The following is a 24,461-nucleotide window of genomic DNA, read 5'->3' on the forward strand; positions in this document are numbered from 1 at the left end:
AATAGTTTGATAGAATTGATTTTACTTTTGACCATAATAAGCATTTTTACCGTGTTTTCGTAAATAATGTTTATCTAAAATACATTGTGGTAATTCTTTTGCAAAATGATTTAATTCTCGGGTAAATAAATTCATTTTCGCGACTTCATCCAACACCACACTATTCAATACTGCTGATTTTACATCTTTGCCCCAAGTAAATGGACCATGACCATGAAGTAAGACACCGGGAACAGCTAAAATATCTAACCCGCGCTCTTCAAATGTTTCGATAATGACATTACCTGTTTCTACTTCGTAACCTCGATCAACCTCCTCTTGTGTCAAGTATCGGGCACATGGCACGGAACCATAGAATGTGTCTGCATGAGTGGTCCCCATCGCCGGAACATCAAGGCCTGCTTGAGACCAGATTGTCGCCCAAGTTGAATGAGTGTGTACAATTCCTCCAATTTCAGGGTAATGCTTATAAAGTACCGCGTGAGTCGCTGTATCTGATGAAGGCCTCAGCTCTCCTTCAACAATATTGCCATCTAAATCAACAACCACCATATCACTAGCTTTCATTGTTTCATAATCAACACCACTAGGTTTGATAACGAATAAACCAGTTTCACGGTCAATGGCACTTGCATTTCCCCATGTGTATTTCACGAGTCCGTATTTAGGCAAGTCCAAATTTGCTTGTAACACTTCTTCTTTCAGTTGTTCTAGCACGTCAACCCCTCCACTCATTAAATCAAATGATCCACAGCGGCCTGCTCAATCATTAAACCTTTTTTGTACCGTTCGATAAATGCTTCAAATCCTTCAACATCTAATTGATCAGGGTAAATTTCTTGCCCGGCATCCTCTTCAAAGACTTTTTTGTCGAGGAAATCTTCTAAGCTTTCTTGTTGATCTTTGTTCATCATGTAAGATGCAAGAATAGCCATTCCCCACGCACCGCCCTCTCCGGCAGTTGCCATAACTGATACTGGCGTATTCATTGCAGCTGCAACAATTTTTTGTCCGACAAGAGGGGTTTTGAATAAACCGCCGTGAGCTAAAATGCTATCAATATCAATATTTTCCTCTTTGGTCAAAATATCCATTCCGATTTTCAAAGCTGCAAAAGCTGCAAAAAGGTGTGTCCGCATGAAGTTTGCTAAATCGAAACGACTCTCTGGTGAGCGGACAAATAACGGCCGGCCTTTTTCTAGTCCTGTAATATTTTCACCAGAGAAATAACCGTAGCTTAGTAAGCCACCGCCGTCTGAGTCAGCCTCCAATGCTTTATTCAACACCACTTCGAATAATTTATTCATTTCAACCTTTTGTCCCATTGCCTCAAAAAATTCACGAAACAACCCTAGCCAAGCATTCAAATCGCTTGAGCAGTTATTCGCATGAACCATTCCAACCGGACTGCCGTTTGGCGTTGTTACCAAATCAATTTCTGGATATACTTTCGAAAGTTCTTTCTCTAATACAATCATGGCAAAAACTGAAGTTCCTACTGAGATGTTTCCAGTGCGTTTCCTCACACTATTCGTAGCAACCATTCCTGTTCCAGCATCGCCTTCAGGCGGACAAACCGGAATGCCCGGTTGTAAATTTTTTGACTGATCCAGAATTTTCGCGCCAATTTCGGTTAATTCGCCAGCTTGCTCGCCTGAAATATAAACTTTAGGAAGAATATCCTTTATCCTCCAAGGATAGCCTTTGTTCGAAATCAGTTCATCAAACTGCTTGAGCATCGATTCATTGTAATTTTGCGTTGATTCATCAATTGGGAACATGCCCGAAGCATCTCCAATGCCAATTGCTTTATTGCCAGTCAACAACCAGTGAATGTACCCAGCTAAAGTGGTGATATAATCAATGCGAGGCAAATGTTTCTCTTCATTTAATATCGCTTGATATAAATGAGCAATACTCCACCGTTCAGGGATATTGAATTGAAATTGATCAGTTAATTCTTTTGCTGCAGCACCGGTTGTTGAGTTACGCCAAGTTCGAAACGGAACAAGCAGCTCCCCTGTGTTGTCAAAAGCCATATATCCATGCATCATTGCAGAAAATCCAATAGAACCGATTTTGCGAATGGTGATGCCATAATTTCGTTCAACATCATTCTTCATTTCACTATAAGCTGTTTGCAACCCAGTGATAATATCTACTAAGTTGTACGTCCAAAATCCATCTTCCAAGCGGTTTTCCCACTCATAACTTCCAGATGCGATTGTTTCAAAACTGCTATCAATCAACACTGCTTTAATACGTGTGGATCCGAATTCAATTCCAAGCGATGTTTCTCCCTCAGTTATCGCCTGCTTGATGTTTACTTGATTCGCTTTCACGTTATCCCCCCTCTGATAGCGATTTCAATATTATTCGAAAGAAGGCATTCCCCTTTTCGCTTAACTTAATTACAGACTTAGTATATTTTTTGTACGTACATTTGTCAATCAATAATATAATATGTTCATATAAATATCACAACGATATTTCTATTCTTTTTCTCTTCATGCTTATAATAAAAAGTATTTGTATAACATGAAATTTAAAGAAAAAAATTAGAATTACTTATTCATTTTCACGAAAATAAGGTGAAATCTTTTCATTCATTGAAAGCCATGATAAAATATGTCCACACAAATCATTCAATTAAAAAAATTAGAATGCGAACAACTATGAAAGAAGTGAGTGAAATGAAACCAAAGTATAAGATCATCATTAATGATATAAAAAGTAAAATCCTTTCAGGAGTTTACAGGGTAGGAGAACAAATTCCTACTGAATCCGCCATACAAGAAGAATACAAAGTCAGCCGGCACACTGTTCGAAAGGCGATTTTAGAGCTGGCGAACGAGGGGTTTTTAAGAAGTGAAAAAGGATCTGGCACTTATGTAAGTAACCAGTATCAATCAAAACCTGGAGGGAATTCCAATAATAAAATAATCGGTGTAATTACGACCTACATTTCAGATTACATTTTCCCCTCAATTATTCGCGGAATTGAAGGGAGATTGAATGAGGCTAATTATTCGTTACTATTAGCTAGTACAAATAATGATGTCGAACAAGAAAAAAAAGCTTTGGAAATGATGTTGTCATTTGGCGTCGATGGTTTAATTGTTGAACCTACGAAAAGTAATCTATACAATCCCAATATTGCTTACTATTTATCGTTTAAGGAACAGGATATTCCTTTCATCATGATCAATGCTTATTATGAAGAATTAGATGTTCCTTTTCTTTGTCTCGATGATGTGCAGTCCAGCTATCTCGCAACAAAAGAATTAATATCAAAAGGACATACACAAATTGGTCTCATTTCAAAAATGGATGATTTACAAGGAAAGTATCGAATGAAGGGGTATATAAAAGCGCTTGGTGAAGCCAAATTACGATTTCAACCAGAGCATGTGCTTTCGTACAATACAGAGACGAAGCTGGATCTATACACAAACCTGAAGAAGTTTCTAAATGAAAAGAGAGACGTGTTGACTGCAATTGTTTGCTATAACGACGAAGTAGGATTGGAAGTAGCAAATGTATGCAGACAACTTAATATTTCTGTCCCGGACAAATTGTCAATTATTGGACAGGACAATTCGTATATTGCCAAAAATGCGAATATCAAACTAACAACATTGACACATCCTCAAGAACAAATGGGACACGATGCAGCTGATTGGGTCATCAAGAAATTGCAAGGAAAGAAGGATTTACCAAACGAAACCTACTATCAGCCTGTGTTAATTGAAGGTGAAACCGTAAAAGAGTTAGATGTACAATAATCTTGGTGTGATCAAGGAAAACCCAGTCCATGTGCACTAAAGGCGTGAACGCGGACTGGGTTGTTTTACTCTGTTATCAATTAAGCAGCAGAGAACTTTCATGTATTTGACGCTTACTCCAAAAAGAAAGCGAAAATCTCACCGATACGGGAAAAAGCTTGTATCACAAGAAAGTAGCCTAGCGTTAAAAAGTGAACTGTGTAAAGTTTATCTGGCATGCTCTTTTTCTGCAGCATTCTTCGTTGTCTTGCAGAATGGCTCTATTCTTGATAGGCATGTGGTGATATCCCTAGAATTGGGCGCAGGTCGATTTCACTCCCGTTCATGTTTGCTGATCCATACATCCGTTACTTCCCCTGCCTCATCTTCGTCGATGATGAAAGAACCGTTGCTGTACCGGTCATGAAGCTTGATATCTTTGACAAGCATCTCCTCTGTGATGCCTTTTTCGGTTTGAAGCGTGATTTGAGCATGATATGAGCATGCGAGCAGCCCGGTGATGCGGTGAGGTTTTTTCTTCAATTCCCTCAGCATGAGAACCCCTCGTTTCGCCCGTGACGTTTTTTCAAATTCGGTGCGGTTCATCCGCTTAATAGATCCGCGCTGGGTCACGAGCACAAGCACATCCGATTCTTCTAAAACCTGCCCGCTGGCGACAAAGTCGCCGTCTTTCAAATTGACGCCTTTGACACCGGCCGCCCTTGCGCCGACGACGCTGACCTCATCTTCTGAGAACCACAGACCGTAGCCGGAATGTGTCGCGATAAACAAATCTTTCGTTCCGTCCGTTACATGAACATCAACCACTTCATCGTCGCCTTTTAAGTTAAGAGCGACCAATGCTTTTGAATAGCGCTGTGCTTTATACTGCATCAGCTGAGTTCTTTTCGCCATTCCGTTTTTCGTAAAGAACAGCAGGTATTCAGATTCGGTAAACTCTCTGACAGGGATCGCCTTGACGATGGATTCATCGCTGTCGATCGATATGATATTCGTGATGTGCTGACCCAAGTCTTTCCATCTGATATCAGGAAGCTGGTGAACCGGACAATACACATAGCTTCCTTTATTTGTAAATAAAAGCAGTACGTCTGTCGTATTCATTTCCAGCTGACAGAGCAGACGGTCGGTATCTTTCATGCCGAAGTCCTGGCCGTTTGATGCAGCAAAAGACCGCTGGCTCGTTCGTTTAATATAACCGTCTTTCGTCACGGTCACATAAACGTCTTCAGACGCCACCATCACTTCAAGATTGATTTTGATTTCTTCAATTTTCTCCTCGATGACAGAGCGCCTTTGACCGGCATAGGTTTTTTTCACCTTTTTCAAGCTGTCTTTGATCACTTTCAAGAGTTTCTTGTCATTGGAAAGGATCTCTTCCAGCTCTTTGATCTTCTGGTCGAGTTCTTTTGCTTCTTCCTGGAGAGCCGTAATATCTGTGTTTGTCAGCCTGTACAGCTGCAATGAAACGATCGCTTCAGCCTGCGGCTCTGTAAATGCGAACTTTTCGATCAGATTGTTTTTGGCATCGCGCTTGTCATTGGAGGAGCGGATCGTCGCAATGACTTCATCCAAAATGGACAGTGCTTTCATCAATCCTTCTACGATATGATGCCTTTCCTTCGCTTTTTTCAGCTCATACTGAGAACGGTTGGTGATGACTTCTTTTTGGTGGCCGATATAAGCGTCCAAAATTGATGTGAGATTCATCAACATCGGTCTTCTGTTATGAATAGCCACCATGTTAAAGTTGTACGGAATCTGCAAATCCGAGTTTTTGTACAAGAAATTTAAAATACCTTGTGCATCCGCTTCTTTTTTCAGCTCAATCACGATTCTGAGTCCTGTCCGGTCGGTCTCGTCACGGACTTCGGAAATCCCTTCGACCTTCCGTTCAATCCTGAATTCGTCCATTTTTTTCACTAAATTCGCTTTGTTGACTTCAAACGGAATTTCAGTAATGACAATTTGCTGGCGGCCGCCTCTGATGGTTTCGATCTCGGCTTTGCCCCTGATGATGATTTTACCTTTTCCGGTTTCATAGGCTTTTTTTATGCCTTCTTTACCCTGAATGATTCCTCCGGTCGGAAAGTCCGGTCCTTTTACGAGCTCCATGAGGTCATCCACACTGCAGTTCGGCGAGTCAATCCGCCTTATCACGGCATCGATCACTTCCCCGAGATGATGCGGCGGAATGTCAGTCGCATACCCGGCGGAAATCCCTGTCGATCCGTTGACAAGCAGGTTCGGAAACATCGCCGGAAGGACGACGGGCTCCTTGCTTGTATCATCAAAGTTTGGCACAAACTCGACCGTTTCTTTGTCAATATCTCGCAAAAGCTCTGAAGCGATCGCTGCGAGCCTTGCTTCTGTATAACGCATCGCAGCCGGCGGATCACCGTCGATGCTTCCGTTGTTACCGTGCATTTCAACCAGCACGTTGCGAACCTTCCAGTCTTGGCTCATCCGCACCATCGCTTCGTAGACCGAACTGTCTCCATGAGGATGATAGTTCCCGATTACATTACCGACCGTTTTTGCGGCCTTGCGGAAATTCTTATCGTGCGTGTTCCCTTCCGCATGCATGGCGTATAGGATTCTTCTTTGAACAGGCTTCAGGCCGTCCCTGGCGTCAGGGAGCGCCCGATCCTGAATAATATATTTGCTGTATCGGCCGAAACGGTCGCCGATCACGTCTTCCAATGGTAAATCATGATAAATCTCTGGCTGTGCCATTTATTTAAACCTCCTCAGCGACCGATAAATTCTCGTTTTCTAAAATGTTGCTTTCTTCATCAAGTCCGAAGGCGACGTTTTTCTCAATCCATTTTCTTCTCGGCTCAACTTTGTCGCCCATCAATGTCGTCACGCGCCTTTCCACACGGGCTGCGTCATCGATTTTAACCCTGACAAGCGTTCTTGATTCGGGGTTCATTGTCGTTTCCCAAAGCTGGTCAGCGTTCATTTCGCCGAGACCTTTATAGCGCTGAATCGTATATCCTCTTCCGACTTTTTTGAGGACGTCGTCCATTTCTTCATCAGACCAAGCATATTCAATGATTTCTTTTTTGCCAGACCCTTTGCTGACTTTATAGAGCGGCGGCAGCGCGATAAACACTTTTCCGTGCTCGATCAGCGGCTTCATATAGCGGTAGAAAAAAGTCAGGAGCAACACTTGGATATGAGCGCCGTCTGTATCCGCATCTGTCATGATGATGACTTTGTCGTAATTGATGTCCTCAATGTCAAAATCAGCGCCGACCCCTCCGCCGATCGCGTGAATAATCGTATTGATCTCTTCATTTTTAAAAATATCGGCCAGCTTCGCTTTTTCCGTATTGATAACCTTTCCGCGGAGCGGCAGGACAGCCTGGAATTTCCGGTCTCTTCCCTGCTTTGCTGATCCTCCGGCAGAGTCACCCTCCACGAGATACAATTCGTTTTTGGACGGATTCCTTGATTGTGCAGGCGTCAGCTTTCCGGAGAGCGTCGCTTCGGATTTCTTTCTTTTCTTTCCGCTTCTTGCCTCTTCTCTTGCTTTTCTCGCAGCTTCTCTTGCCTGGGAGGCTTTAATCGCTTTTTTGACGAGCAATGTTGCCGTTTCCCTGTTTTCTTCAAGGAAATATGCGAGCTGCTCGGAGACGATCGCATCAACGGCTGATCTTGCTTCACTTGTGCCGAGCTTTCCTTTTGTCTGTCCTTCAAATTGAAGAAGCTCTTCTGGAATCCGGACGGAAACGATGGCTGACAGGCCTTCCCGGATGTCCGTTCCTTCAAGGTTTTTGTCCTTTTCTTTTAAAAGGGCCACCTTTCTCGCATATTCGTTGAATGCTCTTGTCATCGCCGTTTTCGCACCGGACTCATGGGTTCCTCCGTCCTTTGTTCTGACATTATTGACGAATGACAGGATGTTTTCGGAATAGCCGTCATTAAATTGAAACGCGAAGTCCACCTCGATGCCGTTGTGCTCCCCTTCAAATGAGACCACTTCAGAAAGCGCGTCTTTCTCCTCATTTAAATAAGCGACAAAAGCTTCGATTCCGTTTTCGTATAAAAACGTTTCTTTTGTTTGATCGCGTTCATCGATCAATTCGATTTTTAATCCTTTTAACAAAAAGGCTGATTCTCTCAGACGCTCTGAAAGCGTTTCAAAGTTAAAAGTCGTTGTGCTGAACATCGTAGGATCAGGCTTGAAATGAATCAGGGTGCCGGTCTTTTTGGTCGTTCCGATTTTATCAAGGGATGTCACCGGTTTGCCGCCGTTTTCAAAACGCTGCCTGTAAACATTTCCGTCCCGCTCAATTGTGACTGTCAGCCACTCGGACAGGGCGTTTACAACGGATGCACCGACGCCGTGCAGCCCCCCGCTCGTTTTATAGCCGCCTTGGCCGAACTTTCCTCCGGCATGCAGCACTGTCAAAATAATTTCGGGAGTCGGTTTGCCCAGCTTATGCATTCCTGTTGGCATTCCCCGGCCTCTGTCTTGCACCGATATGCTGTTATCTTTATGTATCTTTACTATAATATGATTCCCATGGCCCGCAAGGACTTCATCGACGGAATTATCGACGATTTCATATACGAGATGGTGCAGACCCCGGCTGTCTGTCGAACCGATGTACATACCGGGGCGTTTTCTGACCGCTTCAAGGCCTTCGAGCACCTGTATGGAATCATCATTATAGTCAAATTGCTGTTTCTTAACCAAATGCATAAACCCCTTTCAAAAATCAAACATTGCTTATAAAGAATAATACACACTCTGTCATGTAAAGCAAAGTATTATCCGATTCTTTTCCAATCGCTTCAAGCATTGTCGGGAAAATGTTAAAATGAATGCCGTTTTTTTGCACAGCCGTCATTTTACACGATTCGCCCCCTGGAGGACAAGGCTTTTCCACCAGCAATTGGAAAATCATTCTTAAAAAAACTGTCCAAGACTTATTGTAGCCGTTTTTCACAGCAATTCGCAAACATATTCTTGCATAAAAAAGACAAAAACCCTTGAATAAACAAGGATTTTTGTCTTTTTTATGCCGATTTTGTTAACGCGTGTGCCACTTTTATACACAAATCCATAATCACCGTATAGCCTTTTTCGCTCAGAAGCCGATAAGCTTCTTCGTTGACAAGCCCCTGCTGCGCCCAAAACACATCTGCGTCTATCTCCAGGAATTCCTTTGCGACATCGGGCAAATGTTCGGATCTTCTGAACACATTGACGATATCGACATGTCCTTCAATGTCTTTTAATGATGCCACAGCCTTGACGCCCAGCGCCTCATCTATGGACGGATTGACAGGGATGATGTCATATCCCGCGTCCTGCATCGCTTTTGATACCATGTACGATGTTCTTTCAGGATTGTCGGACAGGCCGACTACCGCGATTCGTTTACTGTTTTCAAGAATGCTTTTGATTTCCTGTTTAGAAGGGTTTTCCATGGCGATCACTCCTTTTACGTTCAGTTTACACGAAATCAAAGGCGATAATCAAAATTTTCATATGATTAGGGCGCATTATCTTGTATGATATATACGGTACTTCTAAAGAAAAGCCGTCATGAAAAGCGCCTCTCATGTTAAAATAAAGAGAAGGGATCATCTAAAAAGGAGAAATGAAATGTTAATTGCTTTATTATTTGTTTTAGCCTATCTACTCGGCAGCATTCCGTCCGGCTTAATTGTCGGAAAGGCCGCCAAAGGAATCGACATCAGGGAACACGGCAGCGGCAATCTTGGCGCCACCAATGCATTCCGGACACTTGGGGTGAAAGCCGGCTCCATCGTGGTGGCTGCGGATATTTTGAAAGGGACGCTCGCCGCCTTTCTGCCCGCCATCCTCCACATCGGCGTACACCCTTTGTTGGCCGGTGTAGCCGCAGTCATCGGGCATATGTTCCCTGTGTTCGCCAAATTTAAAGGCGGAAAAGCTGTCGCTACTTCCGGAGGCGTATTGCTTTGCTATCAGCCTTTTCTGTTTCTCACAATGATTGCGGTGTTCTTTCTGTTTTTGTATATCACAAAATATGTATCGCTTTCTTCCATTTTAACCGGCTTGTATACAACGGTTTACAGCCTGTTTACGAAAGATCTTTTATTGGTGGCAGTCGTCGCCTTTCTAACGGCGTTTGTCGTATACAGACACAGGACGAACATTAAACGCATTATGGATAAAACCGAGCCCAAAATCAAGTGGATGTCCGGCAAAAAATGAGCCTATCCGAAAAACATTATATTTTCATGATCGGACAAAATCGTTATATACTATAAATAGATTCAGCATGCTTTGAAACAAATGATGAAGGAGTGCTTGCCCGTGAATTTGAAAATTAATGAAGAGGCGCTTAAATGGTATAAGGACGAGCTTGATTTAAAAGAAGGAGATCAGGTTCGCTTCTTTGTCCGCTACGGAGGCTGCAGCAATGTTCAAAAAGGCTTCTCCCTTGGGGTTTCAAAAGATGAGCCGCAGCAAATCGGTGTGAGCGCGGAAAAAGACGGCATTACGTTTTTCGTTGAAGAAAGCGATGTATGGTATTTCGACGGCCATGATCTGCTTGTCACCTATAACGAATCTTCGGAAGAGCCTGTTTTTGAATATCAGTAAAAAAGAGCATTTTATAAAGCTTGCAGAGAAACTCTTGTTTTTCTGCAAGTTTTTTTATTTTTCATCTTAATTAAAGTACCGAAAAAAGCCTTCCAACACATAGACTGGCTCGCCTGAGTGTGCGGCAGCTGCACACCGTACGCTGCGTACACCTCCCGAATAACCGAGTGAGTATAGATTCTGTATATCTAAAATGCAGTTCGTCTAAAATAAACCGGCAAGGATTTTCCCATATTATACAGAGTCACTGATATCGAGGTGTTTGACATGGTTTACGGTGTGATAACCTTTATTTTGCTAGCTGTTTTTCTGATCTTTTATTTAACGGACCGAAGAAGGATCATCAACGGTTTTTTATTCAATCTATTTTTTTGTTCATTTCTTGTTCTATCCTACTATCTGGCATACGTTGTCGGAATCGGTTTTTTCAGACTGTTCGTCATTGTACCGCTGCTGATCTTTTTCTTTATCCTAACGTTTGGTCTATTTGCTTTAATGATCGGGTTATTTCTGAATGCGAGAATTCTTATCAAAAGAGAAGGACGGCGATTGTCTAATTGTTTGACTTTAATTTCCGGGTTAGGCATTATCATATTTTTCCTATTATCCGTGATTGACCCCGCTCGTTTTTTATCGCCAAATGTTCAGCCATTGTTTGCGGGATCATCGCTTATTACGGTCTATTTCTTTTTTCATTTAACAAATTTCTTAACAGCTTATTTTCTATATCAATTTAACAGACCGAAGCTTAATCAGGATTACATCATCGTTCTCGGGAGTGGATTAATTAACGATACAGTACCCCCGCTTTTAGCAAGCAGGATCAATAAGGCTGTCGATTTTTATTGGAAACAGACAGCTATTGCTTCTCCGCCAAAAATCATTTTCTCCGGCGGGCAAGGACCTGATGAAAATCTTTCTGAAGCCGAAGCTATGCAAAGATATGCTATAAAAAAAGGGATACCTGGAGAGCACACTTTGAAAGAAGACCGTTCTGTAAATACATATCAAAATATGCTTTTCTCCAAACAACTGATGGACTCATTAACAGACGGCAAATATAACAGCATCTTCACAACAAACAATTTCCATCTGTTCCGTGCCAGCCTATATGCAAAACGAGCAGGCTTGAAAAGCGATGGCATCGGTTCAAAGACCGCTTTTTATTATTGGCCGAACGCCATGATCCGTGAATATATCGCTGTTGTTGTGATGAATCGTAAACGGCATAGCATTGTCGTGGGAACTATATTGGGCATTTCTATCCTTTTGACCGCATTTAATTTTTTCATTGATTAAAAAATGGCAGTCTCAATTGATTATGATGGGTATTTTCGAAGGACATCTTCACCAAAAAGATGTCTTTTTGCTTGGAAAATATAATTTCACTGCACTGATGCTTCAAATATCTTTTTAATAGTCAGCATAACAGCGATTGATAGAATGGAAAACGATTTTCCCCCTATTTCGCAAAAACCTCCCCTTCTTTTATCTGCAACAAGCCACAACTGAAAAGTGATTTTCTCAAATGCTAAAGCCTCAATTTACCCTTATCAGATCTAATGGTGAACAGATTCTTTTTTCTCAATGCTTCTTCCTACTTCAAGTAGCTGTTTTTTTGGTGCGCTTGGACTTTAAATGCTTACAACAGTGAAAGGAATATGTAAGATAAATCAATGGTTTCGTTTGGAGGTTTTATATATGATGGGTTCGAGGTGATAAAAGATGAAATGGTTTTTAGGGATTTTAACGGTAGGACTGATGATTTTGGCCGGGGGCTATTTTTTATATTCCGGATATTATTCAACGGAAGCTTATTACGTCAAAATTACAACAGATCCAAAAGTCGTTAAAGAAAAAACAAGTGATGGATACACATATATAAATTATAACTATGATGTTACGGGTTATGATAAAGATGGAAAACCCAAAAACCTAAAACTCTCTTCTCAGGAAAAAATGCAGAAAGGTCAGTATTATATTATTCATTGGGAAGACAGAAGAGAAATCATATCCAGCAAAGAAAAAGCAAGCGAGAAGCAAATAGATCAGGACATCCTGCACAAATTAAACAATCAAAGTCAATGAGACGCTCACTCTGCTCCCTAAAACTTCTTGTTTTAGGGACTTTTTCACGAAAAATAAAATGACTGCGGCCTTATCAAGGCATGAAAAACACTAAGGTACGACATCTTGAAACTAAAGATATCGTTCCGACTTTTTCTCCTTCAATGTTTGCTCGTCAGGATGAAACAAGCAAGGACAATCCTTGCTTGTTTCAAGGGTGTCCGGGTTTCTCTAAAACACCGGATTATTCGAGCCTGAAACGCTTGATATGGCTTGAGAGCTTTTCTTGTTTTAAAATCTCGATCTGCTTCTCTCCCAATAAATCAAAGTGAGGAAATTTGCTTCTTTTATGGATCCACTCTTTTTTCAGTCCGTACTGTTTGCCCCACTCTGCAAGCTTATCAATGTTGCCGCATCCGGCTTTTGTCACGGTATTGACATCCGGATACCTGTCATCGAGCCAGTAATGCGTGAGGAACGCAACTTCGCCGTTTAAAACGGCGCGCTTCCATTCGTTCAGCTCGTTTCTTTTAATACCGAATGCCATTACTTTTTGGCCTCTTCATAAGCTTCATGCCACTTTGGATAAAGCTTACGGAACTGAACCGGTTTGAAGCTGTCCCCGTCAACGCAAATATGGGACGATGTGGCCTTCACAGCGGTTTCACCAGCGGAATTGAAGATTTCATACCCATATACCGTTTTAAAGCCGTTATATTCTTCAATCCATGTATGTACCGTCGCGGTTTCACCGTAGCGAAGAGGTTTGACGTAGCGGACATTGATATCCACGACAGGCGACAGGATGCCGTCTTTCTCCATTTCGGCGTAAGAGAAGCCGAGTTCTTTAATTAAAGCCGTCCGTCCAACCTCCATCCAAATCAAATAATTGGCGTGATAGACGACGCCCATTTGGTCTGTTTCGGCATAGCGGACTTCTATTTCTTTTTTTGAGACGTACAAATTCCTCTACTCCCTTTTCACAATATATATAATCCAATCTTAGCATATAGAATGGGCAAAAACACGACAGACGGCTTCATGCAAAAAAACCAGGTCGCCCTGGTTTATTGATGATATCCGTTTTCGCGGTCTTCCGCCTCGTCATGGATTTCATTGCGCATCGCCTCAATGCTCTCATTTCGGCGTTGATTTTTTTTGCGGATCTGCTCCTGTTCCGCCTGGTTGGCAAAAGACAGCTGCTCCTCAGACTCCTCGATATTTTCGATTGTGTTCTGCACCATGTCTTGAAGCTTCTCCACGTTGTCTGATCTGTCATCCGGATGATGTTTTTGGTGTGTCATGCGGGTCTCTGCCTCCTTTTCTTCTTTACTCGCCCTTTGTCTGCATAATGATCGGCGTTTCTCCTGATTTATCATGCATCTTTTTTCCTTTGTTGCGCTTATATTCTACCGGTTTTGTCCCAAGATGGCTTGGGGCAAATTTAGACTGTTTGTCATGTTCCCTCGGCATGTCTATCCCTCCTTTTCAGCATTAGGATTCTCAAAAAGGAGCGTAAACATGAATCGATTTTTAAAAAGTCACTTCAGCTTAAATTTCTCTTCAAGCTTATCTTCCAGCCGATCAAGAAACTCCTGGTTGGTCATGAGCTCCTTTTTGTTTTCCAAGACAAGTTCTTCAAATGTCCGCCTTTTCGTTTTTTTCATGTTTAATCACCTCCAGCTTGTTTTCATTTTCACCATTTTTTGGGCGATATAAGCAAAAAAGCCGGGATTTTTTATAATCCCAGCTTTTCTTCCATATTCTTTTTCGACATCGTCCCAAGGACGATATCTTGAATCATTCCGTTTTCATCAATAATAAATGTTGTCGGATACGAAAAAATCTCGTATTTCGCATTGATGCCCGTTCGATCTAAGACGATAGGGAAATGTAAACCGTGCCTTTCGGCAAACGTTTTGACCGACTCTTCGTTTTTCTCGGAAGAGGTAAAGTTGACGGCCAAAACGGCAATGTCCTGATTTTCGTTTTGGAGTTCTTCCATTGCAGGCATTTCTATTTCACACGGTTTACACCAGGTGGCCCAAAAATTTAACAGCACTTTTTTCCCTTTAAAGTCTGATAAAGATACATCGTTTCCATCCTTTAAAGACGGAAGCGTAAAATCAGGCGCCTTGTCTCCTTTCGCAATGCCGATTTCGGCTTCCTTTTGCCCTGTGAAGTTCCATACCGCAAGACCGGCCAAAACGAAAAGAAACGCGGCAGCCAGCAATTTTTTCATCATCGGCATCCTCCAATTCAGGATCACGCTGAAAAAAGAAGAGAAAGCTAAAGGCTTTCTCTCCTCATTCAATTACTGTTTCATTTTATTGCGGAGCACCATTTGCAGGATTCCGCCGTGACGGTAATAATCGATTTCTACTTCGCTGTCAAAGCGTACAACAGCTTCAAACGACTTGACTGTGCCGTCTTCGGCAATCGCTTTGACTTGAACGAGATCCCGCGGGCGAACCGTCTCACTCACGTCAACTTCAATCGTTTCTTTCCCGGTCAAACCGAGCGTTTCAGCGTTTTCTCCCTCTTTAAATTGAAGCGGAAGAACGCCCATCAGCACAAGGTTGCTTCTGTGAATTCTTTCAAAGCTTTCTGCAATGACGGTTTTGATGCCGAGCAGATTTGTTCCTTTTGCCGCCCAGTCGCGGGAAGAACCCATTCCGTAGTCTTTTCCGGCAATGACGACCAGACCTGTGCCGTCTTCTTTATACTTCATGCAGGCATCGTAGATGGACATTACTTCTCCGGTCGGCCAATACGTTGTATAACCGCCTTCTGTACCCGGAGCGATCTGGTTTTTGATTCTGATGTTGGCGAATGTTCCCCTCATCATGACTTCATGGTTTCCGCGTCTTGAACCATATGAGTTGAAGTCTCTAGGAGAAACGCCTTTTTCCTGCAGATATTTTCCGGCTGGCGTGTCTTTGCCGATCGCTCCCGCAGGAGAAATATGGTCTGTCGTGACAGAATCTCCGAATTTGCCGACAATGCGCAAGCCTTTAAGCGGTTCAACCGTACCAGGCTCAACTGACATGTTTTCAAAGAACGGCGGGTTTTGAATGTAAGTGGATTCTTCATCCCATTTATACAGGGCTTCATCCGTTGTTTCAATCGCATTCCAGCGTTCATTGTCATCAAACACGCGCTCATATTCTTTTCTGAACAACTCAGGAGTAACGGTTTGCTTCACGACGGAGTTGATTTCGTCCATCGTCGGCCAAATATCGTTGAAGTATACGTTTTGACCGTCTTTTCCGACGCCGATCGGTTCGTTTTTCAGGTCAATATCTACCGTGCCCGCCAATGCATAGGCTACGACAAGCGGCGGAGACGCCAGGTAGTTTCCTTTGACAAGCGGATGAATCCGGCCTTCAAAGTTACGGTTTCCGGAAAGGACAGACGTAATCAGCAGGTCATTTTCGGCAACCGCTTTTTCGATTTCAGGCGCAAGCGGTCCGGAGTTCCCGATACATGTCGTACAGCCGTATCCGACGATGTTAAATCCAAGCTCGCGCATATATGGAAGCAGGCCTGAATTGACTAAGTAGCCTGTTACGACTTTTGAACCCGGAGCCAGGGATGTTTTCACATAGTTCGGTACTTTCAATCCCAGTTCAACTGCTTTTTTAGCGACAAGGCCCGCACCGATTAAGACATAAGGGTTTGATGTATTTGTGCAGCTGGTGATCGCCGCAATCGCAATCGCACCCGTTTTCATGACGGCTTCTTCGCCGTTTTCAAGCTTAAATTTGATTTCTTTGTCAGCCTCACTCGCGTTTAAACCGAATCCCTGGTTCCCTGCAGGGCTTGCCAAATGCTTGTGGAATGTCTCTTTCATGTCAGTCAGCGGAATGAGATCCTGAGGACGCTTCGGACCTGAAAGATTCGCTTCAACTTTTGACAAGTCAATTTCAACGATATCGGTAAATACGGGATCTTCCTGATCAGGCGTGTAGAACAATCCGTTTTGACGGCAATATTCTTTCACCACATTGATATGTTCTTCATCACGGCCTGTTAAACGCATGTATTCCAATGCTTCCTCATCAACAGGGAAGAAACCGCAAGTCGCGCCGTATTCAGGAGCCATATTTGCGATTGTCGCACGGTCTGCAAGCGGAAGTTCTGCAACACCCGGTCCGAAGAATTCGACGAACTTTCCGACCACGCCTTTTTCACGCAGCACCTGTGTTACTTTAAGCGCCAAGTCCGTCGCCGTCGTGCCGTTCGGCAGCTTTCCGACAAGCTTCGCTCCGATTACTTCAGGTACAGGGAAATATGAAGGCTGGCCGAGCATGCCCGCTTCAGCTTCAATTCCGCCGACGCCCCAGCCGAGAACGCCGATTCCGTTGATCATCGTTGTATGGGAGTCAGTACCGACAAGCGTGTCAGGATAAGCGACAATCTCGCCGTCTTCTTCCACAGCATGGACAACGTTTGCCAAATACTCAAGGTTCACCTGGTGAACAATACCTGTAGCAGGGGGAACAGCCTGATAGTTATTAAACGCTTTCTTAGCCCAGCTTAAAAATTTGTAACGCTCTGCATTTCGTTGGAATTCAAGGTCCATATTAATTGTCAATGCATCTTCCGTACCCGCTTTGTCAACTTGTACGGAGTGGTCGATGACAAGGTCTACCGGTATTTCAGGATTGATTTTATCCGGATCTCCGCCGACTGAAGCCATCGCTTTTCTTAATGAAGCAAGGTCTACAACGGCTGGAACGCCGGTAAAGTCCTGCAAAATAACGCGGGATGGTTTGAAAGGAACGTCAATATCCTTTAATTCGGCAGTGCCCCATTTTGCCAAGTTTTCAACGTGTTCCTTTGTAATGACTCTCCCGTCTACTTGACGAAGAACGGATTCGAGCAAAACTTTAATGGAATAAGGAAGTTTTGATACGTTTCCGATTCCTTGATCCTCTAATGCTTTTAAAGAATAATAGCTGTACGTTTTGCCTTGTACTGTAAACGTTTTTCTTGATTGAAAAGCGTCTTTTTTTGCGACTTGTTGCTGATTCGCCATTTCTCCAAAATCCCCCTTTAAAGATCAAGATCATACGCCAGAAAAATCGGCATATTTCACCACAATTTTCTCACAATTTAATCTTAAAACAATTTTAAACATAAGTAAATATCAATGTTTTTATTAAATTCAATAAGAATGCCTTATATAAGGAAAAAAGTTTATTTTACTGGAAATACATTTTTTTATACAATACACCCGCTAAGGCTATACTACAGTCTGAGGTGATCGAAATTGGCCAAACGAAAAGCAAATCATGTCATCAATGGAATGAACAATGCTAAACGCCAAGGAAACGGCGCGGGATATATTGAAGATGACCAGCATATTCTCACTGAGGCGGAACGCCAAAACAACAAAAAACGGAAGACCAATCAATAAATCCTAAAAATCCTTCATGAATGGCTTAGGAGGTTAAGACATTGACAAATAAAAACGACGGCAAAGATATGCGCAAAAACGCACCGAAAGGAGCTCAGCCTGGGCAGCCAGAGCCTTTGAGCGGAAGCAAAAAAGTTAAAAACCGGAACCATACGAGACAAAAACATAATTCCAGTCACGATATGTAACATTTTCCGCGTCTTTCACGGCGCGGTTTTTTACTTTACCTCTCTGGCGATGCAACCCCCTTCGAATCGCCTCCTTCACATGAATTCACAGCTGTGCATAATCTAACGGTAAGGCTAGGTATGGAGGAATGATCAAATGACAAATACAAAACGTTTCGATTCCGCAGATTTTGATAAAGAATGGATGAAACAGTTTGTTGACGACCCTTTTCTCCTCTATGATGAGACTTTTCCGATCGACCTTTATGAAACGAGCACTGAATATATAATCGAAGCAGATTTAAGCCGCTTGAATGCCCGGCACCTTGACATGACGTTTTCCGGCTACGATTTCAAGCTTGCGGTTAAAACCGATGAACAGCATTACGAAAAATCGCTGATGCTTCCTTTCTTTTTGAATGACAAACAGATCGAAGCGGAATGCGAGAACAGCATTCTTGCAGTTAAAATCAATAAGGAAGCAAGCCAAGATGAAGTTTCGCTTTCATTTCATATTCCTTTTATATCATACATGCACAACAAGCAGAACCCGGACAGCGCGTAAAACACTTTGCCATCCGGGTTTTTTCCGTTCGTTCGTCAAATATCCGCTAGCAATTCTCTATGGCCGATTAGGGAATTGCTATACAATAGATTATGTTCTAGCACCTCTTTTGATCAGGCCGGTGTCCCATTTTATATTATTTTTTCTATGTTCTTCTAAAACGCCTTCATGTAAAATAGGTTATAGACAAAGGAGTGATGAGAGATGCTGGAAGGATGGTTTTTATGGCTGATGCTCGCTTGGATCGTCATCATGATCGTCCTCTTGTCAATCGGCGGTTTTTTCATGTTTCGCAAATTTTTAAAAAGGCTGCCTAAAGAAGATGGGAAGTCTGAGCTGGACTGGCAGGATTATTATATTGAACAGACAAGGCATTTGTGGAATGAAGAAGAAAAAGAACTGCTTGAAGAATTAGTTTCTCCCGTACCCGAACTGTTTCGCGATGTAGCAAAAGCGAAAATCGCCGGAAAGATCGGAGAACTCGCATTAAAGGAAAAAGCAGGTGCAATCGACCGGGATTTAATCGTCAGAGGCTATATTATGGCCACACCGAAAAAAGACCATAAGTTCCTCGTAAAGCGTTTAAAAGAAAAGAACATTGATCACTCTTCCTATCAAGAGCTTTTTAAATAAACAAAACCTTTCCTGAAAGAAGGAAAGGTTTTGTTTTAATTGACCTGTATGTGATTTGACGCTTCAATCTGGCTTGAAAGCTTTCTGAACGATAAAAACATGGCAATCCGCCAAGGAACGATCATCCCGAAAGCCAGAATCCAAAACATTCCGCTCAGTGCGCCGTAATCGATCGTTGTGCTTAATATGCTCTTCATCGCGATCCGGATGACGAGCAGCGCAATTAAAATAAACACAAACGATTTGGAGCGTTTAATATAGATTTTATCATCGCGGATTTCAAATTTTGAGGTTTTAATTAAGAAAATAGAAAAGATCATGCCCACTGTGAGAGCTTCCAAAAATTCGGCACCGGTCACGTGGAACATCGGAAATAAAAACATGAGAGCACCGGTGCTCATAAAAATCGGAGGCAGTATAATTTTTTTGGCCGTAGCCGGTTTTTCAGATGACTTGATTCTGACAGCCATGACAATGACGGCCATCACGACGGCAAGTATAGATGAAACGACGATCATCATACATATCATCCCTTTTTCTAAAGCTAATTTCTCTACTTGTTACTATACTCCAAAACAAAGAAAAAAACCATGTTCAGGTTTTTCAGCTGCAAGGATTTCCGAGCACGTGGCGAATCGCTTCGACGACTTTCGTCTCCTCGAAAGGCTTGACGATAAAGTCCTTGGCTCCGGCTTCGATCGCTTCAACAACGATTCGCTTTTGCCGCATGGCCGTACACATGATCACTTTCACCTTCGGGTTCAGCTGGATCATGTCCTTTAAAGCTTCAATCCCGTTTTTCACAGGCATTGTAATATCCATGATAACCAAGTCCGGCTGCAGCTCTTGATAAAGCAAAACAGCTTCTTCCCCGTTCCCGGCTTCACCCGCGACTTGCAAGTCTTCTGTTTCAAGTATTTCTCTGATTTTATCTCTCATAAATTTTGCATCATCAACAATTAAAACCCTTGTCATACTCCCCTCCAACATCATTATTCAATTTTGCTGTGAATAAGTCCTATTATAACAAAAAACCAAGGCGGTCCTTAGCCAGGTATCTAAAAGCCTCTGAAATCGCCGAACAGGCCTGACAGTACGATAATGATTTTCGTCATCCAGTCAAAGAACAGCAGGATTCCGACTGCAATCATTGCAATTCCGCCGATCTTCATGATGATGAGCTGATGCTTCCGAAGCCATTTCATCTTTGTCATGAAAAAAGACAGGAGCAGAAACGGCAGGCTGAATCCGAGCGTATAAAGCACCATATAAGGCACAGCCGACATCGGGTTCGTACCGGCGAGTGTGATGACCGCTGCAAGAATCGGACCGGTGCAGGGCGTCCAGCCGGCGGCAAATGCCATTCCGATTCCGACAGAACCGAGCAGGCCGCCGGGCCTGTTTTTAAAATGGAGGCGCCTTTCTTTCATTAAAAATTCAGGCTTAAAAACCCCCAGTGTGACAAATCCAAAAAAGATGATGAATACCGCGCCAAGCTGCCTGATGAGCTGATGATAATCCTTAAAAAAGGACCCGACAAGCGATGTGCTGTAGCCGAGAGCCACAAAGATCATCGAAAAGCCAATCAGGAAAAAGATCGTATGTATCAGGCTCCTTTTTTGAAACATAAGTCTGTCAGAATGGATTTCACTCATGCTGACACCTGTAATATATGATAAAAAAGCGGGATACAGCGGCAGGCAGCATGGCGAAATAAACGATAGAAACCCTGCACCGAAAGCGAGAATATAGTTGATATCAGCCATCTCTTTCTCCCTTCTATTTTTTGGAATACTATGAAAGAAAATCATTTGATATGACAATTACATTTCAATTTCCTAACATATCACAAAAAAGGATGTTGGTTTCACGAATTTCTTTATATAATCAATTTTGACAATTTACCCTTATCACCTTCAGAATTGAAAAGGAACCTATATATGGATATAATAACATTTAGTAGGCAACAAAAAGATGATTTTTACAGAAGAAAGGATAAATTCCTGTGATGAAAGAAAATCTGCTTCATGAAATTGAGGAAAAAAGAAAAGAGCTGCTAAAAATCGTCATGACAAACGGCATGACTTCACATATCACCATTCAGCACAGCCAGCAGCTGGATATCCTTCTTTTGGAATACCAAAAACTATCTCTCGGACATACACAATAATCATAGATCAAAATAAAAAACCCGGAAGCGGGTTTTTTATTTTATAACCATGTTCCTTCTATGTCATAATCGCATTCGTATTATTTCGTTTGATTTTCCATGGCTTTCATCATTTGATTAATTTTCTTCTGGGATGGTTTCATACCCATCTGCATCATCATCATGCGCAGCATTTGTTCATTAATTGGCGGATTTTTTTTCAAATAGTTCATCATATATTTACGAGCAATAAAAAATCCGAGTGCAACACCTGCGAGCAATGCTAAAACGCCCACTAGGATGACAACCCATAAATCCATTTAATTTCCTCCTTCATGTTGTCTCGTATAAAGTGTACTAAACCAAACGCTATTATACAACATCTACAGTCCAAAATCTTTTTTTTATACAAAATTTCTTTCTTTCACAGGGTTCAGCCAGCCGTAACGTTTCATATTAAAATCCATCGCAAGGAAACACGGACTTACTTTCCGCAAAACCTCAAAGAAAACCGTTTCGGCATCGAATGGACCCTTCGCCAAAATCTCAATATGTCGGTCTTTGATAATAAAAGAAGCGCTTCCTTTTGGAACAATCAATCTGTATACATAGTCAACTTGTGTATAGTCTTCCCGGCAGAGGTTCATTTTCATTCTTTTGTGTATATGGGCTGCGGGAATCGGTTTTGTAATGAACTCGATCTGCTTGGCGGCTAATGGAGACTTTTGATCGGGGCTCGTCCAATGATAATCGTAAAACAGCTTGAACATGACAGACTCTCTTCCAAAATAATGGCTGGCAAATTCCTCTTCTATCAAATACGTATAATAATGGCGTTCCATCACTGTCTCATCCCCCTGTATCGAAGAATATATGCTTTCTATTATACAAAAGGGGGTTAGAAATAATTGTCTGATGATGATAAAAGAAGCGACTAATTTTGTCGAAATGAAAAAAAGAGAATGATCCGCAGATCATTCTCTTTCATATGCCCGATTAGCGATTTAACAGTTTTTTCACCCGGTCAACTACATTCGCAGGCGTAAAACCGTATTCTTTCATGATCGTTTCGCCGGGAGCTGAAGCACCGAAATGGTCGATTCCGAGAATGTCCCCGTCAGTGCCGGTATATCTCTCCCATCCGAGCGGTGATCCCATTTCAATTGCGAGACGCTTTGTCACATCAGTTGGAAGAACAGCGTTTTTATATTCGGCCGGCTGCTTGTCGAAACGATCCCAAGACGGAACGCTGACAACGGATACGTCAATGCCTTCTTTTTTCAGCTCGCTTTGTGCGTCAAGCGCAAGGCCAACTTCAGATCCGCTCGCAAGCAAGATCGCTTGCGGTTTTTCGTTTTGGCTTTTCGAAACGACATATCCACCTTTTTCAACGCCTTCATAAGCTGCTTCAGGAGACTGATCGATTGTCGGCAAGTTTTGACGTGTCAACACAAGCGCAGTCGGCTGACTTTTTGATTGAAGCGCCAGTTTCCAGGCTGCTGCTGTTTCATTTCCGTCTGCAGGTCTGATGACGGACAAGTTCGGCAGCGCACGAAGTGATGCCAGCTGTTCAATCGGCTCATGAGTCGGTCCGTCTTCTCCGACGGCAATGCTGTCATGTGTAAACACATATGTGACAGGAAGCCCCATTAATGCAGCAAGACGGATCGCAGGTCTCAGATAGTCGGAGAAAACGAAGAACGTTCCGCCGAATACGCGAAGGCCACCGTGGAGAGCCATTCCGTTCAAAGCTGCTCCCATCGCAAATTCACGTACACCGAACCAGATATTTCTGCCGGCGTAATCTCTCGCTGAAAAATCTCCGCCGTTTTTGATTGTCGTTTTGTTGGAGCCGGCCAAGTCAGCGGATCCGCCAAAGAAGAACGGCACTTGTTGTGCGATTCCGTTTAATACTTCCCCTGAGGATGCACGCGAAGCAAGGCTGCTTCCTTTCTCATACGCAGGTACTTTCTGATCCCAACCTTCAGGAAGCTCGCCCTTTATCGCAAGTTCAAGCTCTTCGGCAAGTTCCGGGTGGGCTTTCTTGTATGCGGAGAACAGCTCGTTCCATTCCGCCTCTTTTTTCTTGCCCGCTTCTTTCACTGTTTCGTTAAAGTGTTCGTACACTTCAGAAGGGACATGAAAATCTTCTTCGTATGTCCACTCATACGCTTCCTTCGTTAATTTCGCCTCTTCTGAGCCAAGCGGAGCACCGTGAACGCCGGATGTTCCCGCGCGGTTTGGAGAGCCGAAACCGATCGTTGTTTTCACTTCAATTAATGTCGGCTGCTTTTCATTTTGTTTCGCTTTCTCGACGGCCGCCGTAATCTCGGCAATGTTATTGCCGTCTTCAACATAAAGCACTTCCCAATTCATCGCTTCAAAACGCTGCTTCACATTTTCAGAGAATGAGCGGTTTAATTCACCGTCAAGCGAAATGTCATTTGAATCATAAAGCACGATGAGACGGCCGAGTTTCAAATGTCCCGCAAGCGAAGCCGCTTCCGATGAAATTCCCTCCATCAAGTCTCCGTCACCGCAAATGCTGTATGTATAATGATCAACGACGCGATAGTCGTCACGGTTGTAAGTTTCCGCAAGGTGACGTTCAGCAAGCGCCATTCCGACAGCCATTCCGATTCCTTGGCCAAGCGGGCCTGTCGTCGCATCTACGCCCGGAGTATGTCCGAATTCCGGATGTCCAGGCGTTTTGCTTCCCCATTGGCGGAAATTCTTGAGGTCTTCAATTGAAACGTCATATCCGCTTAAGTGAAGCATGCTGTACAGAAGCATTGATCCGTGTCCGGCGGACAGCACAAAACGGTCCCTGTTAAACCAATTCGGATTTTCAGGGCTGACATTCATCATTTTTGTCCAAAGCGCATAAGCCATCGGAGCAGTCCCCATCGGCATGCCGGGGTGACCGGATTTAGCTTTTTCAATCGCGTCTATGGAGAGTGTTCGTATTGTTGCGACAGATTTTAATTCAATCGTTTTCATTATGATCCCCTTCCTGTATGGACTCTACTTTCTTATCATAAATCTACCCATCGGTTTTCACAACCA

Annotated in this window: 28 protein-coding genes; 10 read left to right on the forward strand and 18 right to left on the reverse strand. The window is 42.9% G+C overall.

Features of this window, described 5'->3' with window-relative positions:
• Nucleotides 1–21: 21 nt before the first annotated feature.
• Together M1E03_RS11475 and M1E03_RS11480 are read right to left on the reverse strand one after the other, a co-directional pair.
• Complete coding sequence (locus tag M1E03_RS11475) at nt 22–717, reverse strand: L-ribulose-5-phosphate 4-epimerase (RefSeq protein ID WP_411202499.1); 696 nt, start codon at nt 715–717, stop codon at nt 22–24.
• A gap of 17 nt (nt 718–734) precedes the next feature.
• Nucleotides 735–2,342, reverse strand: coding sequence for a xylulokinase (locus tag M1E03_RS11480; protein WP_411202498.1), 1,608 nt, complete (start codon nt 2,340–2,342; stop codon nt 735–737).
• Between the two features lie 351 nt (nt 2,343–2,693).
• On the opposite strand from M1E03_RS11480, the gene M1E03_RS11485 reads away from it, so the two are divergent.
• Nucleotides 2,694–3,785, forward strand: a complete 1,092-nt coding sequence (locus M1E03_RS11485; protein WP_195536447.1) for a GntR family transcriptional regulator — start codon at nt 2,694–2,696, stop codon at nt 3,783–3,785.
• A gap of 312 nt (nt 3,786–4,097) precedes the next feature.
• Here the strand turns inward: M1E03_RS11485 and parC are convergent, their stop codons facing one another.
• The 3 genes from parC to M1E03_RS11500 all read right to left on the reverse strand — a co-directional run bounded on the left by parC (nt 4,098) and on the right by M1E03_RS11500 (nt 9,230).
• Complete coding sequence (gene parC / locus M1E03_RS11490; protein WP_020451615.1) at nt 4,098–6,521, reverse strand: DNA topoisomerase IV subunit A; 2,424 nt, start codon at nt 6,519–6,521, stop codon at nt 4,098–4,100.
• Between the two features lie 4 nt (nt 6,522–6,525).
• Complete coding sequence (gene parE / locus M1E03_RS11495; protein ID WP_020451614.1) at nt 6,526–8,493, reverse strand: DNA topoisomerase IV subunit B; 1,968 nt, start codon at nt 8,491–8,493, stop codon at nt 6,526–6,528.
• A gap of 323 nt (nt 8,494–8,816) precedes the next feature.
• Nucleotides 8,817–9,230: a CoA-binding protein gene (locus M1E03_RS11500; protein ID WP_075754574.1), complete on the reverse strand. Its 414-nt coding sequence runs from the start codon at nt 9,228–9,230 to the stop codon at nt 8,817–8,819.
• A 178-nt stretch (nt 9,231–9,408) separates the two neighbouring features.
• On the opposite strand from M1E03_RS11500, the gene plsY reads away from it, so the two are divergent.
• From plsY to M1E03_RS11520, 4 genes are all read left to right on the forward strand, one after another.
• The gene (plsY, locus tag M1E03_RS11505) at nt 9,409–10,002 is read left to right on the forward strand and encodes a glycerol-3-phosphate 1-O-acyltransferase PlsY (protein ID WP_025809960.1); all 594 of its coding nucleotides are present in this window, start codon (nt 9,409–9,411) and stop codon (nt 10,000–10,002) included.
• Between the two features lie 102 nt (nt 10,003–10,104).
• The gene (locus tag M1E03_RS11510; RefSeq protein ID WP_020451611.1) at nt 10,105–10,392 is read left to right on the forward strand and encodes a HesB/YadR/YfhF family protein; all 288 of its coding nucleotides are present in this window, start codon (nt 10,105–10,107) and stop codon (nt 10,390–10,392) included.
• 267 nt (nt 10,393–10,659) lie between these two features.
• A complete protein-coding gene (locus tag M1E03_RS11515; protein ID WP_035338659.1) occupies nt 10,660–11,691 on the forward strand; it encodes a YdcF family protein in 1,032 nt (343 codons plus the stop codon).
• Between the two features lie 426 nt (nt 11,692–12,117).
• Nucleotides 12,118–12,480 carry a YxeA family protein gene (locus tag M1E03_RS11520; RefSeq protein WP_130569491.1) on the forward strand — a complete coding sequence of 121 codons (363 nt, stop codon included), beginning with the start codon at nt 12,118–12,120 and terminating at the stop codon, nt 12,478–12,480.
• Nucleotides 12,481–12,703: 223 nt separating this feature from the next.
• Here the strand turns inward: M1E03_RS11520 and M1E03_RS11525 are convergent, their stop codons facing one another.
• The 7 genes from M1E03_RS11525 to acnA all read right to left on the reverse strand — a co-directional run bounded on the left by M1E03_RS11525 (nt 12,704) and on the right by acnA (nt 17,500).
• On the reverse strand, nt 12,704–13,006 hold the full coding sequence (locus tag M1E03_RS11525) for a hypothetical protein (RefSeq protein ID WP_020451608.1): 303 nt from the start codon (nt 13,004–13,006) through the stop codon (nt 12,704–12,706).
• Complete coding sequence (locus M1E03_RS11530; RefSeq protein WP_020451607.1) at nt 13,006–13,422, reverse strand: YbgC/FadM family acyl-CoA thioesterase; 417 nt, start codon at nt 13,420–13,422, stop codon at nt 13,006–13,008. Before M1E03_RS11530 ends, M1E03_RS11525 begins: the two co-directional genes overlap by 1 nt.
• A 104-nt stretch (nt 13,423–13,526) precedes the next feature.
• Entirely contained in the window at nt 13,527–13,763 is a 237-nt protein-coding gene (tlp, locus tag M1E03_RS11535; RefSeq protein WP_458110453.1) for a small acid-soluble spore protein Tlp, read from the reverse strand.
• A gap of 25 nt (nt 13,764–13,788) precedes the next feature.
• Entirely contained in the window at nt 13,789–13,932 is a 144-nt protein-coding gene (locus M1E03_RS11540; RefSeq protein WP_003182261.1) for an acid-soluble spore protein N, read from the reverse strand.
• Nucleotides 13,933–14,000: 68 nt separating this feature from the next.
• Nucleotides 14,001–14,126, reverse strand: a complete 126-nt coding sequence (locus tag M1E03_RS11545; RefSeq protein ID WP_023857590.1) for an FbpB family small basic protein — start codon at nt 14,124–14,126, stop codon at nt 14,001–14,003.
• Between the two features lie 71 nt (nt 14,127–14,197).
• On the reverse strand, nt 14,198–14,704 hold the full coding sequence (locus M1E03_RS11550; RefSeq protein ID WP_020451605.1) for a redoxin domain-containing protein: 507 nt from the start codon (nt 14,702–14,704) through the stop codon (nt 14,198–14,200).
• Nucleotides 14,705–14,773: 69 nt separating this feature from the next.
• Nucleotides 14,774–17,500 (reverse strand): aconitate hydratase AcnA, encoded by a 2,727-nt coding sequence (gene acnA / locus M1E03_RS11555; protein WP_023857591.1) that lies wholly within the window; start codon nt 17,498–17,500, stop codon nt 14,774–14,776.
• 234 nt (nt 17,501–17,734) lie between these two features.
• Here acnA and sspO point away from each other — a divergent pair, with 234 nt between their 5' ends.
• The 4 genes from sspO to M1E03_RS11575 all read left to right on the forward strand — a co-directional run bounded on the left by sspO (nt 17,735) and on the right by M1E03_RS11575 (nt 19,246).
• Complete coding sequence (gene sspO, locus M1E03_RS11560) at nt 17,735–17,881, forward strand: small acid-soluble spore protein O (RefSeq protein ID WP_020451603.1); 147 nt, start codon at nt 17,735–17,737, stop codon at nt 17,879–17,881.
• A 41-nt stretch (nt 17,882–17,922) separates the two neighbouring features.
• Nucleotides 17,923–18,069: a small acid-soluble spore protein P gene (locus M1E03_RS11565; protein ID WP_003182250.1), complete on the forward strand. Its 147-nt coding sequence runs from the start codon at nt 17,923–17,925 to the stop codon at nt 18,067–18,069.
• Nucleotides 18,070–18,205: 136 nt separating this feature from the next.
• Nucleotides 18,206–18,613 (forward strand): Hsp20/alpha crystallin family protein, encoded by a 408-nt coding sequence (locus M1E03_RS11570; RefSeq protein ID WP_020451602.1) that lies wholly within the window; start codon nt 18,206–18,208, stop codon nt 18,611–18,613.
• Nucleotides 18,614–18,817: 204 nt separating this feature from the next.
• Nucleotides 18,818–19,246 (forward strand): DUF2621 family protein, encoded by a 429-nt coding sequence (locus M1E03_RS11575; protein ID WP_020451601.1) that lies wholly within the window; start codon nt 18,818–18,820, stop codon nt 19,244–19,246.
• A 35-nt stretch (nt 19,247–19,281) separates the two neighbouring features.
• Here M1E03_RS11575 and M1E03_RS11580 read toward each other — a convergent pair whose 3' ends face one another.
• The 3 genes from M1E03_RS11580 to M1E03_RS11590 all read right to left on the reverse strand — a co-directional run bounded on the left by M1E03_RS11580 (nt 19,282) and on the right by M1E03_RS11590 (nt 21,012).
• Complete coding sequence (locus M1E03_RS11580; RefSeq protein ID WP_020451600.1) at nt 19,282–19,776, reverse strand: CcdC family protein; 495 nt, start codon at nt 19,774–19,776, stop codon at nt 19,282–19,284.
• Nucleotides 19,777–19,849: 73 nt separating this feature from the next.
• Complete coding sequence (locus tag M1E03_RS11585; protein ID WP_020451599.1) at nt 19,850–20,221, reverse strand: response regulator; 372 nt, start codon at nt 20,219–20,221, stop codon at nt 19,850–19,852.
• Between the two features lie 83 nt (nt 20,222–20,304).
• Nucleotides 20,305–21,012, reverse strand: coding sequence for a cytochrome c biogenesis protein CcdA (locus M1E03_RS11590; RefSeq protein WP_212110211.1), 708 nt, complete (start codon nt 21,010–21,012; stop codon nt 20,305–20,307).
• A 242-nt stretch (nt 21,013–21,254) separates the two neighbouring features.
• Between M1E03_RS11590 and M1E03_RS11595 the strand changes: the two genes are divergently transcribed.
• Nucleotides 21,255–21,416, forward strand: coding sequence for an aspartyl-phosphate phosphatase Spo0E family protein (locus M1E03_RS11595; protein WP_020451597.1), 162 nt, complete (start codon nt 21,255–21,257; stop codon nt 21,414–21,416).
• A gap of 80 nt (nt 21,417–21,496) precedes the next feature.
• Here the strand turns inward: M1E03_RS11595 and M1E03_RS11600 are convergent, their stop codons facing one another.
• From M1E03_RS11600 to tkt, 3 genes are all read right to left on the reverse strand, one after another.
• Entirely contained in the window at nt 21,497–21,715 is a 219-nt protein-coding gene (locus M1E03_RS11600) for a YneF family protein (protein ID WP_003182236.1), read from the reverse strand.
• A gap of 84 nt (nt 21,716–21,799) precedes the next feature.
• Nucleotides 21,800–22,237, reverse strand: a complete 438-nt coding sequence (gene sirA / locus M1E03_RS11605) for a sporulation inhibitor of replication protein SirA (protein ID WP_020451596.1) — start codon at nt 22,235–22,237, stop codon at nt 21,800–21,802.
• A 154-nt stretch (nt 22,238–22,391) separates the two neighbouring features.
• Entirely contained in the window at nt 22,392–24,395 is a 2,004-nt protein-coding gene (gene tkt, locus M1E03_RS11610) for a transketolase (protein WP_212110213.1), read from the reverse strand.
• Nucleotides 24,396–24,461: the final 66 nt, after the last annotated feature.

This window comes from Bacillus sp. PK6-013 (assembly GCF_054161445.1).

What these genes read in the sequence shown, in the direction of transcription:
- M1E03_RS11485 (WP_195536447.1), top strand. Translation starts at nt 2,694, where the DNA reads ATGAAACCAAAGTATAAGATCATCATTAATGATATAAAAAGTAAAATC.
- parC (WP_020451615.1), bottom strand. Translation starts at nt 6,521, where the DNA reads ATGGCACAGCCAGAGATTTATCATGATTTACCATTGGAAGACGTGATC.
- M1E03_RS11500 (WP_075754574.1), bottom strand. Translation starts at nt 9,230, where the DNA reads ATGGAAAACCCTTCTAAACAGGAAATCAAAAGCATTCTTGAAAACAGT.
- plsY (WP_025809960.1), top strand. Translation starts at nt 9,409, where the DNA reads ATGTTAATTGCTTTATTATTTGTTTTAGCCTATCTACTCGGCAGCATT.
- M1E03_RS11515 (WP_035338659.1), top strand. Translation starts at nt 10,660, where the DNA reads ATGGTTTACGGTGTGATAACCTTTATTTTGCTAGCTGTTTTTCTGATC.
- M1E03_RS11520 (WP_130569491.1), top strand. Translation starts at nt 12,118, where the DNA reads ATGAAATGGTTTTTAGGGATTTTAACGGTAGGACTGATGATTTTGGCC.
- M1E03_RS11525 (WP_020451608.1), bottom strand. Translation starts at nt 13,006, where the DNA reads ATGGCATTCGGTATTAAAAGAAACGAGCTGAACGAATGGAAGCGCGCC.
- tlp (WP_458110453.1), bottom strand. Translation starts at nt 13,763, where the DNA reads ATGACACACCAAAAACATCATCCGGATGACAGATCAGACAACGTGGAG.
- M1E03_RS11540 (WP_003182261.1), bottom strand. Translation starts at nt 13,932, where the DNA reads ATGCCGAGGGAACATGACAAACAGTCTAAATTTGCCCCAAGCCATCTT.
- M1E03_RS11545 (WP_023857590.1), bottom strand. Translation starts at nt 14,126, where the DNA reads ATGAAAAAAACGAAAAGGCGGACATTTGAAGAACTTGTCTTGGAAAAC.
- M1E03_RS11550 (WP_020451605.1), bottom strand. Translation starts at nt 14,704, where the DNA reads ATGATGAAAAAATTGCTGGCTGCCGCGTTTCTTTTCGTTTTGGCCGGT.
- acnA (WP_023857591.1), bottom strand. Translation starts at nt 17,500, where the DNA reads ATGGCGAATCAGCAACAAGTCGCAAAAAAAGACGCTTTTCAATCAAGA.
- M1E03_RS11570 (WP_020451602.1), top strand. Translation starts at nt 18,206, where the DNA reads ATGACAAATACAAAACGTTTCGATTCCGCAGATTTTGATAAAGAATGG.
- M1E03_RS11575 (WP_020451601.1), top strand. Translation starts at nt 18,818, where the DNA reads ATGCTGGAAGGATGGTTTTTATGGCTGATGCTCGCTTGGATCGTCATC.
- M1E03_RS11580 (WP_020451600.1), bottom strand. Translation starts at nt 19,776, where the DNA reads ATGATATGTATGATGATCGTCGTTTCATCTATACTTGCCGTCGTGATG.
- M1E03_RS11585 (WP_020451599.1), bottom strand. Translation starts at nt 20,221, where the DNA reads ATGACAAGGGTTTTAATTGTTGATGATGCAAAATTTATGAGAGATAAA.
- M1E03_RS11590 (WP_212110211.1), bottom strand. Translation starts at nt 21,012, where the DNA reads ATGGCTGATATCAACTATATTCTCGCTTTCGGTGCAGGGTTTCTATCG.
- M1E03_RS11595 (WP_020451597.1), top strand. Translation starts at nt 21,255, where the DNA reads ATGAAAGAAAATCTGCTTCATGAAATTGAGGAAAAAAGAAAAGAGCTG.
- M1E03_RS11600 (WP_003182236.1), bottom strand. Translation starts at nt 21,715, where the DNA reads ATGGATTTATGGGTTGTCATCCTAGTGGGCGTTTTAGCATTGCTCGCA.
- sirA (WP_020451596.1), bottom strand. Translation starts at nt 22,237, where the DNA reads ATGGAACGCCATTATTATACGTATTTGATAGAAGAGGAATTTGCCAGC.
- tkt (WP_212110213.1), bottom strand. Translation starts at nt 24,395, where the DNA reads ATGAAAACGATTGAATTAAAATCTGTCGCAACAATACGAACACTCTCC.